General features: G+C 59.2%; 13 protein-coding genes. All 13 read left to right on the top strand.

What is annotated here, in order from left to right:
• Nucleotides 1–8: 8 nt before the first annotated feature.
• Nucleotides 9–551: a hypothetical protein gene (locus tag KGP25_RS13830; protein ID WP_023293798.1), complete on the top strand. Its 543-nt coding sequence runs from the start codon at nt 9–11 to the stop codon at nt 549–551.
• Complete coding sequence (locus tag KGP25_RS13825) at nt 542–949, top strand: putative T6SS immunity periplasmic lipoprotein (protein ID WP_348984746.1); 408 nt, start codon at nt 542–544, stop codon at nt 947–949. Before KGP25_RS13830 ends, KGP25_RS13825 begins: the two co-directional genes overlap by 10 nt.
• An 81-nt stretch (nt 950–1,030) precedes the next feature.
• Nucleotides 1,031–2,794, top strand: coding sequence for a type VI secretion system-associated FHA domain protein TagH (tagH, locus tag KGP25_RS13820; protein ID WP_223539139.1), 1,764 nt, complete (start codon nt 1,031–1,033; stop codon nt 2,792–2,794).
• Nucleotides 2,791–3,588 (top strand): protein phosphatase 2C domain-containing protein, encoded by a 798-nt coding sequence (locus KGP25_RS13815; RefSeq protein WP_008502637.1) that lies wholly within the window; start codon nt 2,791–2,793, stop codon nt 3,586–3,588. Before tagH ends, KGP25_RS13815 begins: the two co-directional genes overlap by 4 nt.
• Before the next feature lie 16 nt (nt 3,589–3,604).
• Entirely contained in the window at nt 3,605–4,603 is a 999-nt protein-coding gene (locus KGP25_RS13810) for a hypothetical protein (protein ID WP_048029471.1), read from the top strand.
• A 9-nt stretch (nt 4,604–4,612) separates the two neighbouring features.
• Complete coding sequence (locus KGP25_RS13805) at nt 4,613–5,425, top strand: type VI secretion system accessory protein TagJ (protein WP_223539138.1); 813 nt, start codon at nt 4,613–4,615, stop codon at nt 5,423–5,425.
• Entirely contained in the window at nt 5,418–5,981 is a 564-nt protein-coding gene (gene tssE / locus KGP25_RS13800) for a type VI secretion system baseplate subunit TssE (RefSeq protein ID WP_024909842.1), read from the top strand. Before KGP25_RS13805 ends, tssE begins: the two co-directional genes overlap by 8 nt.
• A gap of 2 nt (nt 5,982–5,983) precedes the next feature.
• On the top strand, nt 5,984–7,855 hold the full coding sequence (tssF, locus tag KGP25_RS13795) for a type VI secretion system baseplate subunit TssF (RefSeq protein WP_223539137.1): 1,872 nt from the start codon (nt 5,984–5,986) through the stop codon (nt 7,853–7,855).
• Complete coding sequence (tssG, locus tag KGP25_RS13790; protein ID WP_223539136.1) at nt 7,852–8,895, top strand: type VI secretion system baseplate subunit TssG; 1,044 nt, start codon at nt 7,852–7,854, stop codon at nt 8,893–8,895. Before tssF ends, tssG begins: the two co-directional genes overlap by 4 nt.
• 38 nt (nt 8,896–8,933) lie before the next feature.
• Nucleotides 8,934–11,549: a type VI secretion system ATPase TssH gene (gene tssH, locus KGP25_RS13785; protein WP_223539135.1), complete on the top strand. Its 2,616-nt coding sequence runs from the start codon at nt 8,934–8,936 to the stop codon at nt 11,547–11,549.
• Between the two features lie 24 nt (nt 11,550–11,573).
• Nucleotides 11,574–12,992, top strand: a complete 1,419-nt coding sequence (locus KGP25_RS13780) for a serine/threonine-protein kinase (protein WP_223539134.1) — start codon at nt 11,574–11,576, stop codon at nt 12,990–12,992.
• A 233-nt stretch (nt 12,993–13,225) separates the two neighbouring features.
• The gene (locus tag KGP25_RS13775) at nt 13,226–13,636 is read left to right on the top strand and encodes a hypothetical protein (protein WP_223539133.1); all 411 of its coding nucleotides are present in this window, start codon (nt 13,226–13,228) and stop codon (nt 13,634–13,636) included.
• A 64-nt stretch (nt 13,637–13,700) separates the two neighbouring features.
• Nucleotides 13,701–15,629, top strand: coding sequence for a type VI secretion system tip protein TssI/VgrG (gene tssI / locus KGP25_RS13770; protein ID WP_223539132.1), 1,929 nt, complete (start codon nt 13,701–13,703; stop codon nt 15,627–15,629).

The raw sequence follows: 15,629 nt of genomic DNA, 5'->3' as shown, positions 1-15,629 counted from the left end.
AAGATAGCATGGCAAGTTTGCAGGAAGGAGGCGCCCGTCCTCTCACCATTGGCGAAATAGCACTGGCGCGCTCGGTTTTTAGTGACGCAATAAAGTATTCAGAAGTTAAAGTCCATAATAAAAGCTATTTGCCGTTTAATATGCAGTCGACAGATGTCGCGATGACCCCCAATGGTGAGCTCTATTTTCGCGAGCCGCATTATCGGGATGACTTCTCAATAGAGGTTCCGCGATATAAACACTGGTTTATTCACGAAATGGTGCATGTATTGCAGCATCAGATTGGAATGAATGTTCGAACCCGAGGTGCATTCAGTTGGGCAGCAAGTTATAATTATTCTCTGCCCCCCGATAAAAAACTATCGGACTTTGGTATGGAGCAGCAGGCTTCTATCATTTCAGATTTTTATTATTTGATAAATTACGGCCTGGGTGATTTCCGGAACATTGCTGGGTTTGAGGGAATAATCGGCCCCGACCTGAAGGATAAATACCTGCAGGTATTATCGTTGTTTATTCAAAATCCTAAAGACCGGCGGGTATGGTTATGAAACAGTTACTCAGTGTTGTAGCAATCGCATTAACGGTGAGTGCCTGCGTATCTCATCCTGCACAATATCAGTCGCTTTCGGTTACGCTAAAGAACAACGAACCCTGCTTTGCTATTCCCGCTAACTCCGGGTTAGACGCGCCTGTCACCAGCTATTCGCCCACCATAATGAAACGCGCGGGAAATGAATGGAAAGCGGTATCGCCGCCGTCAACGTTTAGCCCTGAAGTGACGTTAACGACCCAACAGTGTCACCAGTGGCAGGGGATTGCGTGGCAAGCCGGAGAATATGATGTTGCTCTGAAGGTGTCAGGGAAAAACGATTCTATTCGCTATGCGGCCCGCTTCACCTTACAAGAAGGTCCCTCAGGCCAGTTTAAGCTTACGCAGACTGAATAGAATGTGTTAACCCCAAACGCCGCCGTTCTCGCCCCGAGAGCGGCAGCGTTTGAGCGCTAATCATACCAGCAGGAATACGCCATGCGATTCACGATTATTTCTACGAAACCCGGTCATCAGCCGCCGCAAAGCAGCTGTGATTTTTACGCCCCGGGCGGCACCATTGGGCGCGGTACGGATAACAATCTGGTATTGCCGGACAATGACCGCACCATCTCTCGTCTGCAGGCCATTGTTCACGTTGACGCTCAGGGCGAATGCCGCGTCACCAACCGTGGCAGCGTCACCCGCGTAGTATTAAATGACATTCCGCTGGAGCGAGGGCGTCAGGTTGAGCTGCAGGATGGCGACATTCTCGGTATTGATGACTACCGTATCGAAGTGACCGAACTGATCCACGATACCCAGCCCGTGAGCCGCATGGCGGCCAGCCTGCACCAGCAGGCGCGTCCGACGGTGGCTCCTGCGCCCGCGCAGCAGCCGAAACCGGCGAGTGCCGCACCCCGTGGGAAAGCCGAGCCGACCGCCGTGCCAACGGAGATCTGGGATAGCCTGATGCAGGAGTTTTCCATCTCCGACAGCATCTCCAGTAACCGCACAAAGCCGCAGCCTACGGCATCGCACGATCCGTTCTCCCAGCCTGCGGCTCCGGAGCGTAACGCCGAAGATCCGCTGGCGATGTTCAACGACAGCGATCCGACGCTCGAGCGTAAGCATGTCGATCCGGATACGCTGTTCAGCGATGAAGCGTTGTTCAAAAAAGAGAGTATTTTTGACGACGTCACCCCGTCAACCCTGGTGCCGCCGGGCGAGACGAGCCCCGTTAAGCCAGAAGAAGAGGCAACGGATGAGCTCGATCCGCTGGCCCTGTTTGGCGGTAAAGCCAGCGCGCCAGCCGCGCGCAATGACGACCCGCTCGGGCTGATGGGCGGTGCGCCGTTAACCCATCCGGATGACATTATCAGCGAGAAGCCTGCCCCCGTGCCGGAACCTGAGCAGGAAGAGGACGTCCTGGCCGATTCCCCGCTGTTCGCCCCTGAGCCGCAGGAAGAACCGCGTGCTGAAGAAGAACCCGCGCGACCGGATTACGCAGGCTTCACCATGCCAACGCCGCAGGCCGTTGCGCGCAGCAGCGCGCAGGCCCCGAAGGGCCGCCTGCGCATCGACCCGGTCAATAACGCTGCCGCCCCAACCGCCACGGCAAACAGCGGTGAGAAGGGTGAAGTGCTGCAGGGCGAGCTGCTGGAGGCGCTGCTAGAGGGGATGGGGCTGAGCGAAATGCAGCCCGTTCCGCAGTTTGACCGTGAAAATATGCGTCAGCTGGGGCAGATCCTCGGTATGTTCTCTCAGGGGACCGTGGCGCTGCTCTCCTCGCGCTCTATCCTCAAGCGCGGCGTAAAAGCCGACATGACCATGGTGCTGGACGATGCCAACAACCCGTTCAAGCTGTTGCCGACCGGCAAAACCGTGTTAATCCAAATGTTCGGCACCCCGATGCCGGGCTTTATGCCACCAACCAAATCCGTGCGCGATGCGCTGATCGATCTGCAGGCGCACCAGCTGGGTATGATCTCCGGCATCCGCGCCATCATTGCCGCGATGCTGCAGTCCTTTAACCCGGAGCAGCTGGAAGAGCAGGCGAAGCAGAACGGCATGACCTCGCGTCTGGCGCTGCCGGGCAGCCGCAAAGCCGCCCTGTGGGACTACTTTGTTCGCAGCTATGGCGAGACGGCGGGCGAGATTGAGGACGACTTCCACACCCTGTTCGGCGAGGCCTTCCTTCATGCCTATGACATGGAGGTAAATCAGTACAAAGACTCACAGAGCGGATCGGAAGACAAATGAATATCGCAACGGCTTCTCTCTCCCGCCAGGGGACGCGCGCCAGCAACCAGGATCAGACGGGAGAAACCATAGGGGAACGTTCAGCCTGCTTTGTCGTCTGCGACGGCATCGCGGGGCTGCCGGGCGGCGAGGTGGCCGCAGCGCTGGCCCGCAATAGCATTATCTCCCGCTTCGATGGCGACAAACATCTTAATGCGCAGCACATCCGCGACTACGTGCAGACGGCGAATCGCACCATTCTCAGCGAACAGCAGGCCGTTCAGGACTATCGCCGGATGGGCACGACGCTGGTCAGCCTGTTCATTGACCGTGATTACGGGCTCGCCTACTGGGCGCATGCCGGAGACAGCCGCCTGTACCTGTTCCGCCGCGGATGGCTGTGGCATGTGACCACTGACCACAGCCTGGTGCAGCAGATGAAAGATGCCGGGCACCAGACCGACAACCTGAACAGTAATCTGCTCTATCTGGCGCTCGGGATTGAAAACGGCGGGCCGGAAGCGAGCTACAGCGACGTGGTGCAGGTTGAAGACGGCGATGCATTCTTACTCTGCACCGACGGATTCTGGCACGGCGTCAGCGAAGAGCAAATGAAGCAGTCGCTGCACATGGTGAATACGCCGCAGGAGTGGCTGACCTTAATGAACCAAATCATTCAAAAGAATGGCGAGCAGGAGGGGAATGCTCAGGATAACTATACTGCCCTGGCGGTATGGATGGGCAACCCTCAGGACACCACTTTGCTGCACACCCTCTCTGACGCAGCACAATTTCTTCCCTGCGGAACTGATTAGACACACAAGGAACGATATGAAACTTTGGCTATCGGGTTTGGCACTTCTGGCGGCGACCTCCACCGCGCAGGCTGAAAATTTCCGCATCGTGCAGTCTCCTGCGCAGAAGCTGGATATCTGGATCGACAACATCAAAGACAACACGCCGCAGAGCTGGTGTAAGCCTGAGGTGGCGCTGCGTATTGTGGCGAACGGCAAGAAAGACGTCTCCGTGCTGGAGAACTTTGTGCCGCGTCTTGGCTCACTGCTGGAACACCAGTGCAGCAAAGTGAATAAACTCAGCTGGACGCTCAACGATCCGGCGGGTACCACGCTGGCGCAGGGCACGGCTGGCAAAGCGCAGGACTGGGCGTTGGTAGTGAAACAGGAGCAGGCCGCGTCTGCCGCGACCGTCACCGCCACCCCAGCCAGCGGCGCGCTACTGCCGCCCGATCAGAACGTGGCTTCCCGCACCGTTGCTGCCGACCGTACGCCGTGGCAGGAGTTTACGCTTCAGGACGGCTGCCACCTGCGCACCTTCTGGGAAGGGGGCGCTTCTGCACCGGCGCTCTTTATTCCCGATTCTGACACCACCCGCTGCGGGAACGGCAGCTGGCTGAGCGGACACACCGTTGTGTCGCAGTCCCGCAACGGCGGGCAGAAAGAGATGGCGGTAACATACATTCATGGCTTCCCGGTCACCGGGCTGAATCAAAGCGCCGACCCGGAAAACGCGCTGATCACCTCCGTCAACAAAGAGCGCATGGTATTCAGCACCCCAAACAGCGACCAGAGCTGGATGATCCTGCCTTACGACAATGCCCTGAACAGCTGGAAGAGCAACGGCACGGTCGCGGTGGAGATTTCCCGTGAAACCGCCAGCGATGATGCAAAACTGCAGGCGCGTATCGCGGCGGTGAAAAAAACCTGGAGCGCCTGGGTGGCACCCGGCACTCCGCTGAATATCGTTCTGATTGACACCCTGCGTCCTCAGCTGCGCGATCCGGCCGTCGGCGCATGGCGCGCGGCAAATTAAGGAATGGCAATGAATACGCTCTATCAACACCTGGCGGGTGAGTCGCTTAACGACGCGCTCGCGCGTCTGGAAGCAGAAATCAAAGCCCGTCCGGCAGATGCCGACCTCCGCGCCGCGTTCGTGCAGTTTTTAACCCTTAGCGGCAACTGGACGCGTGCCCTGACCCAGCTGAAAAGCTGGCTGGCGTTGAAGCCGCAGGCGAAGCCCACCGTCACGCTGCTGGAGCAGTCCATTCAGGGCGAGCTGCAGCGCGCGCAGGTGATGGCGGGACAGGCGCGTCCGGCGATGCCTGAAACCCAGTGGCCGTGGCTGACCACCCTTGCCGCGGCGCTGAGCGAGGAGGGCGAGCGCGCGCAGGCGCTGCGTCTGGAAGCCCTTGAACAGGCGCAGGCAAACCCTGGTAGTGTCACCCTTGAAAACGAGGAGACGCAGGCCTTTGAGTGGCTGATGGACGGCGATGCCCGTCTCGGCCCGTTGTGCGAAACCATCGTCAACGGCCGCTATTTCTGGCTGCCGTTTAACGCCATCGCGGAGATCCGTTTCCAGGCGCCTGCCAGCGTCACCGATCTGGTCTGGCGTCACGCGCTGGTGCGCCTGACCGACGGAACGGAGCAGGTGTGTCAGATCCCGGCGCGTTACCCGTTTGCAGCCGATGCCTCTGATGCGGTCAAACTGGGGCGCACCACCGACTGGCACCCGCTCGATACTGACGGCACGCTGTATGAAGGCCAGGGCCAGAAGGCCTGGCTGAGCGAGCAAAGCGAAAGCCCGCTGCTGTCCTTGAGCCTCGTGACGTTCGCGACGGATGGAGCCGATGAGTAATCCCGCTGGCGAAGGCGATCTGCTGCGCAGCGGCTGGCAAGCCCGCAGCAAGCAGGAGAAGGTGGGGGCGCGCGACAAAATGCAGCCCTCGCTGCTCGATCGCCTCACCGATAACGATCCGGAAAAAAAGCGCGAGTCGGCCAACAGCAATCTGATCACCCACGCCGCCCTGCGTCGCAATGTGCTGCGGGATCTGCAGTGGCTGTTTAATACCATCAACCACGATGCCTCCGGTGATTTGAGCGCGTTACCGCACGTGAGCCGCTCGGTGGTTAACTTCGGCGTCGCGCCGCTGGCCGGGAAAAGAATGTCGGACATCGAATGGCACGACATTCAGCGCAAGCTCACCGAGGCCATCATTAATTTTGAACCACGCATTTTGCCGCAGGGGCTGCAGGTCCGCTGCGTGTCGGATACCTCCTCGCTGGATCTGCACAACGTGCTCTCCATCGAGATAAAAGGGCGTTTATGGTGTGTGCCGTACCCGCTGGAGTTTCTGTTTCGTACCGATGTCGATCTGGAAAACGGCCATTTTGAACTGAAAGATGCGGGGTAATCATGGAAAGTAAACTGCTCGAATACTACAACCGTGAGCTGGCCTACCTGCGCGAAATGGGGGCCGAGTTTGCCGAACGCTACCCTAAAGTCGCCGGACGGCTGGGCATGCGCGGCATCGATGTGGCGGACCCGTATACCGAACGCCTGATGGAAGGGTTCGCCTTCCTGACCTCCCGCGTGCAGATGAAAATGGACGCGGAGTTTCCGCGCTTCTCCCAGCGTCTGCTGGAGATGATTGCGCCGAACTATCTTGCGCCCACGCCGTCGATGGCGATTGCGGAGATTCAGCCCGACAGCAGCCGGGGCGACCTGAGCAAGGGATTCATTGTGCCGCGCGGTACCATGATGGACAGCCTGGCGCTGAAAAAAACCGGCGTGACCTGCAGCTATACCACGGCGCACGAGGTCAACCTGCTGCCGCTGAAAATCGACAAGGTCGAGCTGGGCGGTGTCCCCGCCGATTTGCCGCTCGCACAGCTGGGTCTGAGTCAGCGGGGGATCGGCAGCGCCCTGCGGATCCGCATCGCCTGCGACGGCCCGCAAAATCTCGGGCACCTGGATTTCGACCGTCTGGAATTTTTCCTCGCCGGTCCGGATATCGAGGCGCTGAAGCTGCTGGAGCTGGTGATGGAGCACCACGCCGGGATCGTCTGTCAGACGGTCAGCCCGCAGCGACAGCGACAGCTGCTGGCGTCGGACGCGCTGCGTCAGGAGGGCTTTGAGCCTGACCAGGCGCTGCTTCCGGACGATCTGCGCAACTTTGACGGCTATCGTCTGCTGCAGGAGTATTTCGCCTTTCCGGCCCGATTCCGGTTCATTAGCCTCAGCGGCCTGAGCACGCTGATCCAGCGCTGTGAAGGTGAGAAAGCCTTCGACATCTTCATCCTGCTGGATAAGTCGGATGAACAGCTGGAGCGCGTGGTCGATGCCAGCCACCTGGCGCTGCACTGCACCCCGGTCATCAACCTGTTCCCAAAGGTCGCGGCGCGTCAGAAGCTGAATGAAGGCCAGCATGAATACCATCTGGTGGTCGATAACATCCGTCCGCTGGATTATGAGATTTACGCGGTCAAAAAAATCTATGGCAGCGCGGATGGTCAGCGCGATGACCAGACGTTTCGCCCGTTCTGGAGTACCTGGAGCGGCGATGCGGGCAACTACGGAGCCTATTTTTCCCTGCGCCGTGAACAGCGCGTGCTGTCCGAGCATGCCCTGCGCTACGGCACCCGTACCGGCTATATCGGCTCGGAGGTCTTTGTCTCGCTGGTGGATGAACAGCACGCACCCTGGCAGGAAAACCTGCGCTATATCTCTGCCGAGGTGCTCTGCACCAGCCGCGACCTGCCGCTGATGCTGCAGCAGGAGCTCGGGCAGTTCATTATGGCGGACTCCATGCCGGTGAAATCCCTCACCCTGCGTAAAGGCCCGACGCCACCGCGTCCGGCGCTGGCAGAAGGGTTCAGCACCTGGCGGCTTATCAGCCAGTTGCAGATGAATTACCTCAGCCTGATGGACAGTGACAATGAGGAGGGGGCTGCCGCGCTGCGCCAGCTGTTAGGACTGTACGCCAACCTGGCCGAAACGCCCGTTGCGCGTCAGGTGGAAGGCGTTCGTCACTGCGTACTGGAGCCGGTTCACCGCCGCGTGCCTGAACCCGGCCCGGTGGTGTTCGCCCGCGGGATCGGCATTACCCTGACGGTGGATGAGCGAGCCTTTTCGGGGGCCAGTCCGTGGCTCTTCGGCAGCGTGATGGAGCGTCTTTTTGCCCGCCTGGTCTCCATCAACAGCTTCACCGAGTTCTCCCTGAAAAGTCAGCAGCGCGGCGAGATTGGCTACTGGGCGCCGCGCATGGGTAAAAGGGCGCTGATATGAGTGACGCTGCCACTGCACCGCTGCGCGTGCATCGCCTGACGAAGCTGCCGGATGCGTTCTGGCACGGCCTCCGCGAGACGCCCTGGCGCTACGATCTGTTTCAGCTGTTAAGGCGCATTGATGCCCAGGGCGGCGAGCGCTACCCGCTGGGCCGCGCGCCGCTGCCAAAATTTGAACCGCTGCGCATCGGCCAGCAGCCGTCGATGAGTTTTGCCCCGTCGACGCTGGCCAGGGTGCGTCAGCGGGAAGAGAGCGGGCTGCATGAGGTGTCTATCCTCAGCTTCGGCCTGTTTGGCCCGAACGGCCCGCTGCCGGTCCACATGACCGAGTACGCCCGCGAGCGTATTTATCATCATCAGGACACCAGCCTGAGCGCGTTTGCCGATCTGTTCCACCATCGTCTGGCGCTGCTGTTTTACCGCGCCTGGGCGGATGCGCAGCCCACCGTCTCGCTGGACCGCGCCGATAACAAGCGCTTTGAGGGCTATCTGGCGTCGCTGATTGGTATGGGCCAGCCGGGTCAGATGGACAACGGCAGCCTGAGCTCACACGCGCGCTTTACCCACGCCGGGCACCTGACCCGTCATGGGCGGGATCCGGAGGGGCTGGAGAAGATCCTGCGCAGCTATTTTAAGGCGCCGGTCAAACTGGTCAGCAACGTGCCGCAGTGGATGCCGCTCTCCACGCGCGAGCAGGCGCAGCTGGGAGCAGGACGCCGCATGCCGCGCATGGGTGAATCCGCCTTTCTCGGCGTCGCCGTCCGCGACGTTCAGCATAAGTTTCGCATCGAGATTGGCCCGCTGAGCGCGGAGGAGTACAACCGCTTTCTGCCGGGTGAAGCGTGGGTCACCGAGCTGCGCGACTGGGTGCGTCAGTACGCCGGAGTGGAGTTTGAATGGGAAACGCGGGTGATCCTGCGCGCAGACGCGGTGCAGGGCGCCACGCTCGGCAGTCATGCGCGATTAGGCTATAACACCTGGCTGGGCCTTCAGCCGCAGCCTGTCCCGCGCGGCGATCTGGTGTATCGCGCAGAGCGGTAATCCTTCCGTATACCGAATCATTGTTAATGGAAACTAACATGTCAGAAATTAGCCGTGCCGTGCTTTTCGGCAAACTGGATACGCTGTTATTTACCTCTCTGGAAAGCGCCACTGCGTTCTGCAAGCTGCGCGGCAACCCCTATGTTGAGCTGGTGCACTGGCTGCATCAGCTGATGCAGCAGCAGGATGGCGATCTGCAGCAGGTCATCCGCCACTTTGCCCTTGATGAACAGCAGCTGACGCGCGATATCGTTGCCGCGCTAGATGTGCTCCCGCGCGGGGCGAGTTCCGTTTCCGATCTCTCCGAGCATATCGACAGCGCCGTGGAGCGCGCATGGGTCTTTGGCTCACTGAAGTTTGGCGTCAGCCGCATTCGCGGCGGCCATTTGCTGATCGGCATGCTGAAAACCTGGAATCTGGCCAACGTGCTGAAAAGCATTTCGGCGCAGTTTACCCGCCTTAACGTCGAGGTATTGATTGAGCAGTTCGATACCATCTGCGCCAACAGTAAAGAGACGCAGCAGGCCGCTGCTGCCGTCGATGCACCGGCGGGTGCGGTACCGGCTGCGCAGGGGACGCTGGCCCAGTACGGCCAGGACCTGACCGCCCGTGCCCGCGACGGGAAGATTGACCCGGTTGTCGGGCGCGACGAGGAGATCCGCCAGATGGTCGATATCCTGATGCGCCGTCGTCAGAACAACCCGCTGCTGACCGGGGAAGCCGGGGTCGGCAAAACAGCGGTAGTGGAAGGTCTGGCGCTGCGTATCGCCGACGGCGACGTGCCGGAGCCGCTGCAGAACATTCAGCTGTGGCTGCTGGATATCGGCATGCTGCAAGCCGGTGCAGGCATGAAAGGCGAGTTTGAAGCCCGTCTGCAGGCGCTCATTAACGAAGTCCAGTCCAGCGCCACGCCGATCATTCTGTTTATCGATGAGATCCACACCCTGATTGGCGCAGGCGGCCAGCAGGGGACCGGCGATGCGGCGAACCTGCTGAAGCCAGCTCTGGCGCGCGGCCAGCTGCGCACCATCGGCGCCACCACCTGGGCGGAATACAAAAAGTACATTGAGAAAGACCCGGCGCTGACCCGTCGTTTCCAGACGGTGCAGGTGCACGAGCCGGACGAAGCGAAAGCCATTCTGATGCTGCGCAGCACCGTGTCGCCGCTGGAGACGCATCACCAGGTGTTGCTGCTCGACGAAGCGGTCAGCGCGGCGGTGAAGCTGTCTCATCGCTACATTCCGGCGCGTCAGCTGCCGGACAAAGCCGTGGCCCTGCTCGACACAGCCTGCGCCCGCGTCGCGGTCAGCCAGAGCGCACCGCCTGCGCAGCTGGAAGACTGCTTGCGCCATCTTGCCGCGCTGGATGTGGAAATTGAGATTGCCGAACGCGAAGCGCGCGTGGGGGCCGGTGATGCCGATCGCGTCACGGCATTACGCGCCGAACGAGACGCGTATGAGACAAAACGCGAAGCCCTGTCCCGGCGCTGGGAAGAAGAGCGCAGCCTGGTGCAGGAGATTATCCGCCTGCGCGCCGCGCTGTTCGCGGCGGGCGAGGAAGATACCGCTGAGCTGCGCGGCCAGCTGGCGGAACAGCAGCTAGCGCTGAACGCCTTACAGGGTGACGAGCCGCTGCTCTTTGCCGCGGTGGATGAAAACGTGGTTGCTGCGGTGGTCTCTGACTGGACCGGGATCCCGCTGGGCCGGATGGTGAAAAACGAGATCGACGCGGTACTCAACCTTGCCGACACGCTGAACCAGCGTGTTATCGGCCAGCGTCACGGTCTGGATCTGATTGCCCGCCGCGTGAAAACCTCGCGGGCGAAGCTGGACGACCCGAACAAGCCGGTGGGCGTCTTTATGCTGTGCGGCCCGTCCGGCGTTGGTAAAACCGAAACCGCGCTGGCGCTCGCCGAATCTCTGTACGGCGGCGAGCAGAACGTCATCACCATCAACATGAGCGAGTTCCAGGAAGCGCACACCGTCTCCACCTTAAAAGGTGCGCCTCCAGGGTACGTAGGGTATGGTGAAGGCGGGGTATTAACCGAGGCCGTCCGCCGCCGTCCATACAGCGTGGTGCTGCTGGACGAAATTGAGAAAGCGCACCCGGACGTCCACGAGATCTTCTTCCAGGTCTTTGATAAAGGCTGGATGGAGGACGGCGAGGGGCGCCACATTGATTTTCGCAACACCATTATTATTCTGACCTCCAACGTCGGTACCGAGCTGATTAGCGCCATGTGCGCCGATCCGGACCTCATGCCGGAGCCTGAGGCCTTAAGCGGCGCGTTGCGCCAGCCGCTGCTGGAGGTCTTCCCGCCCGCGCTGCTGGGCCGTCTGCTGGTGGTGCCGTATTACCCGCTCAGCGACGAGATGCTGGGGCAGATTGTTCGCCTGCAGCTCAGGCGCATTCAGCGTCGTCTGGAAGAGAATCACAGCATCATTTCTGAGTTTGACGACAGCGTGGTGGAACAGATTGTTCAGCGCTGTACCGAGGTGGAGTCGGGGGGACGCATGGTGGATGCTATTCTGACCAACACCCTGTTGCCCCAGATGAGCCAGATCTTACTTACCGCCAGCCGCAGCGACGAGCAGTACCGACGTCTGCATGTCACCTGCGAGCAGGGCGAGTTTCACTGTCAGTTTGCCGCGTAATAATCATCAAGAGAACTGTAAAAGATGACGGATAATGATAACAATCGGACTGTCCCAAACGCGCTCCCGGTCGGGTACCGCTTCAACGAGTTTGAAATCAAAGAGGTGATCGGCGGCGGCGGTTTTGGCATTGTCTATCGCGCGTGGGATCACCAGCTCGAACGCACTATCGCTATCAAAGAATTTATGCCTTCCTCGCTCGCCGTACGCGGCGACGACATGACCCTGGTGCTCCGCAGCGAGCGCTTTGGCAAAGCGTTCTCCGCGGGCCTGAACAGCTTCATTCAGGAAGCGCGTCTGCTGGCGCGCTTTAACCACCCGAACCTGCTGCACGTCCTGCGCTTCTGGGTGCAAAACGACACGGCCTATATGGGGACGCTGTTTTACAGCGGCACCACGCTGTCACGCCTGCGTGAAGAAAAGCCGGAGCTGATCAACGAAGCCTGGATCCGCCGCACGCTGCCGATGCTGTTCGGTGCGATCAAGACCATCCACGACGAAGGCTATCTGCACCGCGATATCTCTCTGGATAACATCCAGATCCAGGATAACGGCCTGCCGGTGCTGCTCGATTTCGGCTCCGCGCGCCGCACGATTGGTAACCTCTCCGACGAAACGGAAACCATGCTGCGTCCGGGCTTTGCGCCGATTGAGCAGTACACCGACGACAACGAAAGCGAGCAGGGGCCGTGGACTGATATTTACGCCCTCGGCGCCGTGCTGCGTACCCTGATTGTGGGTTCTCCGCCGCCGGTCAGCGTGGTGCGCTCTATTCAGGATACCTGCAAACCGCTGGTGGAAATCATGCCGCAGGGCTATTCCATTCCGCTGCTGCAGGCCATTGACCGCGCGCTGGCGCTGCACATGGAGGACCGTCCGCAGTCCATCGACGAGTTCGCCGCGCTGATTGAAATGCCGGTCGCGGGTATCAACGATGTGCTGACGGCGAAAAAGCCCGGCACGATGCTGGTACCGGTGGAAGACGAAAAACCGGCGTCGCTGCTCGACTGGCGTCGCTACAGGATCCCGGGCATGGTTGCCGCAGGCGTGCTGGTCGGCGTTGTCGCTGGCGCGATGCTGTTCAGCGGTGGTAACGATGCGCCAGAGCAGGCTGCGCACGCACCGGCAGAGACGCGTCCAACCGAAACCGCCGCGAACGCCCCAGACGTGAAGCCAGAAACGGCGAAGGTGAGCGAACCGGCGACGGAACAGCAGACGCCACCGCCTGCCGCGAGCCCTGTTGCGTTGGTCTATATCCGCATCCTCGACGGCGAAACGCTGAAAGTGAACGGCGAGCCAAAAGCGCTGCGCCCGGGAACCAACGGTTATGCATCGCTCAAGCTGCCAGCCGGTGAGGCGAAGATTGAACTGCAGGGCAACGGAAGAACGCGTGGCCAGACGCTGGATATTGCCAAGCCGGGCACCTGGCTGGTGAATCCGTAGGAATATAAACAGGAGATACTATGGAAGTGTACAATCTTCGAAGCCAGAGGCTTCACATCCAAAGGAATGTGAGAAGGTTGTCTCTCCTGTTTATGCGTTTTGAATTTAACCCTAATCTGGAGAGTTGAGTTGAAGCCAACATGTGCCTCCCCATTTTTGTAAATAATAATATCGGGCGTACACAAAACAACCTCGCTCATTTAAATAGCAATCTATGGTATTTCTGGGGAAGCATGGATCTTCTCGCAATGTTACTTTATTGCGTGAATTCAGTTCGCCACGACAGAATTCCATTCATTTCTGATGCAAAAGCGTTTGGTGATTCGTTGCATTATTATGCAGGTGATGGTTTCAGCATTTTGGTCATGCTTTTTTTTGTGCTTGACTTACTTTTATTACTCTCTTTGTTTACTTCGGCCTGGTTATTCTTCAAGCGAAAGATTGGAGCGGTTAAATTTGCCCTTGCTCAGGAATTATTTCGCTTGATTTCATTCAGATGTTCGGTCTCATTGTTCCCTCTTTTAGTAAGTATGTTTGATATTTCAAACATCTGGTTGAATGTAGGTTTATTTGTCACATCAGAGTCACTGAAAATCTACTCTCTTGTTTTTTGGATGATCAAGAGGGAAAAGCCCCTTTCTTGAATGACGCTTTATCACAGATGCGAACCCCTTTTCTGCATCGCATAAGCTAGATGGAATAAAGATTATGCTCAACCGAATTACCGTTCAGCTCCCGGTGGAGGGGCTTCTGTTCTGGAAACTGACGGGCCGCGAGGCGATGTCCGAATCGTTCGCGCTGACGCTGACCGTGCTCGGCACGGACGCACGCATTGACCGCAGTAAGCTGCTGGGCCAGCCGGTCACGGTGGCTATCCCGACGCAGAATCTGCTGACGTCCCGCTATATTAACGGCAAGATTACCCGCGTGGCGGTCAGCGCCGTTGAGCTGACGGGCACCCGTTATGCGGTGTACCAGCTGACGGTGGAGCCGGACCTGTGGCCGATGAAGCGCGACCGTAACCTGCGTATCTTCCAGGGCCAGACGGTGCCGCAGATTGTGAAAACGCTGCTGGGTGAGCATCAGGTCAACGTTGAGGACAAACTCACCGGCAGCTACCGGGTGTGGGACTACTGCGTGCAGTATCAGGAGTCGAGCCTGGACTTCATCAGCCGCCTGATGGAGCTGGAGGGGATTGCGTATCACTTCCGCCATGAGGCGGACAAGCACACCCTGGTGCTCACCGACGCCGCCACGCAGTACCAGCCCTTCAGCGGCTATGAGGTCATTCCTTACCACCAGACGCCGTCAGGCGGCAGTACGGATGAAGAGGGCATCAGCCAGTGGGCGCTTGAGGACAGCGTGACGCCGGGGATTTACAGCCTCGACGACTATGACTTCCGCAAGCCGAACGCATGGCTGTTTCAGGCCCAGCAGAACCCGGCGTCGCCGAAGCCGGGCAGCATCGACGTGTACGACTGGCCGGGTCGCTTTGTGGACAAGGGGCACGGGGAGTTCTATGCCCGCATCCGTCAGGAGCGCTGGCAGGTGGAGCATCAGCAGATTCAGGCCACCGCGACGGCGGCGGGGATTGCGCCCGGGAACACCTTCACCTTAACCAACGCGCCGTTCTTCAGCGACAACGGCGAGTATCTGGTCACGGCGGCGGGTTACCACCTCGAAGAGAACCGCTATGCCAGCGGCGAAGGGGAGACCATTCACCGCACCGATTTCACGGTCATTCCTGCGTCGGTGGCCTACCGTCCGGCGCAGACCACGGCGTGGCCGCGCACCTACGGCCCGCAGACGGCGAAAGTGGTGGGGCCGAAGGGCGAGAGTATCTGGACGGACAAATACGGCCGGGTGAAGGTGAAGTTCCACTGGGACCGTCTGGCGAAGGGCGATGACACCAGTTCCTGCTGGGTGCGCGTGTCGAGCGCGTGGGCGGGCCAGGGCTACGGCGGGGTGCAGATCCCGCGCGTCGGCGATGAGGTGGTGGTGGACTTTATCAACGGGGACCCGGACCGTCCGATCATTACCGGGCGCGTGTACAACGACGCAAGCATGCCGCCGTGGGCGCTGCCGGCAGCGGCGACGCAGATGGGCTTTATGAGCCGCACGAAAGACGGTTCCGTGGACAATGCCAATGCCCTGCGGTTTGAGGATAAAGCGGGCGCAGAGCAGGTGTGGATCCAGGCCGAGCGCAATCTGGATATTAACGTCAAAAACGACGAAACACATTCTACTGAAAAAAATCGAACCCAGTTCGTTGGCGAAGATGAAACCTTACGGGTAGCGAAAAATCAGAAATCAGGGATTAAAGGCGATGTGGTATGCCTGACGGGGAACAGTCGAAACGATAAAGTCGTTAATAATTTTATACTTTCCGCAGGAAATACGCTGAGACTGGAATGTGGTGAAAGCGCCATCGAGCTATCAAAAGACGGCAGCGTCCATATCATTGGTAATAATTTTAACTTTACTGCGAAACAGAATGCGCAAATTAATACGCTTTCCGGCGAATTACACTTGAACCCTGATGATGGACAAAATGTCATCGATCCGCCTGGCGCATCCCTTCAGGGTGAAATCCAGCAGGAATTGGATAGTTTTTTTGTTATTAATGGCAATAAATAA

Origin of the sequence: Enterobacter sp. JBIWA003, from assembly GCF_019968825.1 — a bacterium.
Classification (GTDB): domain Bacteria; phylum Pseudomonadota; class Gammaproteobacteria; order Enterobacterales; family Enterobacteriaceae; genus Enterobacter; species Enterobacter quasiroggenkampii.
Note: the sequence above shows the minus strand (reverse complement) of the source record. Positions and strands in the feature narration are given on the sequence as shown.

Bases quoted from the DNA above. Each gene is read 5' to 3' on its own strand.
- KGP25_RS13830 (WP_023293798.1), top strand. From the start codon at position 9: ATGGCAAGTTTGCAGGAAGGAGGCGCCCGTCCTCTCACCATTGGCGAA.
- KGP25_RS13825 (WP_348984746.1), top strand. From the start codon at position 542: ATGGTTATGAAACAGTTACTCAGTGTTGTAGCAATCGCATTAACGGTG.
- tagH (WP_223539139.1), top strand. From the start codon at position 1,031: ATGCGATTCACGATTATTTCTACGAAACCCGGTCATCAGCCGCCGCAA.
- KGP25_RS13815 (WP_008502637.1), top strand. From the start codon at position 2,791: ATGAATATCGCAACGGCTTCTCTCTCCCGCCAGGGGACGCGCGCCAGC.
- KGP25_RS13810 (WP_048029471.1), top strand. From the start codon at position 3,605: ATGAAACTTTGGCTATCGGGTTTGGCACTTCTGGCGGCGACCTCCACC.
- KGP25_RS13805 (WP_223539138.1), top strand. From the start codon at position 4,613: ATGAATACGCTCTATCAACACCTGGCGGGTGAGTCGCTTAACGACGCG.
- tssE (WP_024909842.1), top strand. From the start codon at position 5,418: ATGAGTAATCCCGCTGGCGAAGGCGATCTGCTGCGCAGCGGCTGGCAA.
- tssF (WP_223539137.1), top strand. From the start codon at position 5,984: ATGGAAAGTAAACTGCTCGAATACTACAACCGTGAGCTGGCCTACCTG.
- tssG (WP_223539136.1), top strand. From the start codon at position 7,852: ATGAGTGACGCTGCCACTGCACCGCTGCGCGTGCATCGCCTGACGAAG.
- tssH (WP_223539135.1), top strand. From the start codon at position 8,934: ATGTCAGAAATTAGCCGTGCCGTGCTTTTCGGCAAACTGGATACGCTG.
- KGP25_RS13780 (WP_223539134.1), top strand. From the start codon at position 11,574: ATGACGGATAATGATAACAATCGGACTGTCCCAAACGCGCTCCCGGTC.
- KGP25_RS13775 (WP_223539133.1), top strand. From the start codon at position 13,226: ATGGATCTTCTCGCAATGTTACTTTATTGCGTGAATTCAGTTCGCCAC.
- tssI (WP_223539132.1), top strand. From the start codon at position 13,701: ATGCTCAACCGAATTACCGTTCAGCTCCCGGTGGAGGGGCTTCTGTTC.